The organism is Lactobacillus taiwanensis DSM 21401 (genome assembly GCF_001436695.1).
Lineage (GTDB): Bacteria > Bacillota > Bacilli > Lactobacillales > Lactobacillaceae > Lactobacillus > Lactobacillus taiwanensis.
The window spans coordinates 886-2,094 of the sequence record NZ_AYZG01000050.1 but is presented as its reverse complement, the minus strand read 5'-3'; the positions used below and the strand labels follow the sequence as shown (position 1 = coordinate 2,094).

Sequence of the window (1,209 nt, the reverse complement as noted above, 5' to 3'; positions counted from 1 at the left end):
TCAGTAAGTATGAGTGAGAGCCTAAGTAACTCAGTAAGCATGAGTGAAAGCTTGAGCAACTCAGTAAGCATGAGTGAAAGCTTATCTAACTCAGTAAGCATGAGTGAAAGCTTAAGTAACTCGGTATCGATGAGCGAAAGTTTAAGTAACTCAGTAAGCATGAGTGACAGCTTAAGTAACTCAGTAAGCATGAGTGAAAGCTTATCTAACTCAGTAAGCATGAGTGAAAGCTTGAGTAACTCAGTAAGCATGAGCGAGAGCCTAAGTAACTCAGTAAGCATGAGCGATAGTTTGAGTAACTCAGTAAGTATGAGCGAGAGCTTGAGTAACTCAGTAAGTATGAGCGAGAGCCTAAGCAACTCAGTATCGATGAGTGAGAGCTTGAGTAACTCAGTAAGTATGAGCGAAAGCTTAAGTAACTCAGTAAGTATGAGCGAGAGCCTAAGCAACTCAGTATCGATGAGTGAGAGCTTGAGTAACTCAGTAAGTATGAGCGAAAGCTTAAGTAACTCAGTATCGATGAGTGAGAGCTTGAGTAACTCAGTAAGTATGAGTGAGAGCTTGAGTAACTCAGTAAGCATGAGCGACAGCTTATCTAACTCAGTAAGCATGAGCGATAGCTTATCTAACTCAGTAAGTATGAGTGAAAGCTTGAGTAACTCAGTAAGCATGAGTGAAAGCCTAAGTAACTCAGTAAGCATGAGCGAAAGCTTGAGTAACTCAGTAAGCATGAGCGAAAGCTTAAGCAACTCAGTAAGTATGAGTGAGAGCCTAAGTAACTCAGTAAGCATGAGTGAAAGCTTGAGTAACTCAGTAAGTATGAGTGAAAGTTTAAGCAACTCAGTAAGCATGAGCGACAGCTTAAGCAACTCAGTAAGCATGAGTGACAGCTTGAGCAACTCAGTAAGCATGAGCGAGAGCTTAAGCAACTCAGTATCAATGAGTGAAAGCTTGAGTAACTCAGTAAGTATGAGTGAAAGCTTGAGCAACTCAGTAAGCATGAGCGAAAGCTTATCTAATTCAGTAAGTATGAGTGAAAGTTTGAGTAACTCAGTATCAATGAGTGAAAGCTTGAGCAACTCAGTAAGCATGAGCGAGAGCTTATCTAACTCAGTATCAATGAGCGAAAGTTTAAGCAACTCAGTAAGCATGAGCGAAAGCTTAAGTAACTCAGTAAGCATGAGCGAAAGCTTAAGTAACTCAGTAAGT

1 protein-coding gene is annotated in these 1,209 nt (G+C 40.6%); it reads right to left on the bottom strand.

The features are described from left to right. On the bottom strand, positions 1–1,209 hold a 1,209-nt coding region (locus tag FD18_RS06215; RefSeq protein WP_200953888.1), incomplete at both ends, for an NEL-type E3 ubiquitin ligase domain-containing protein.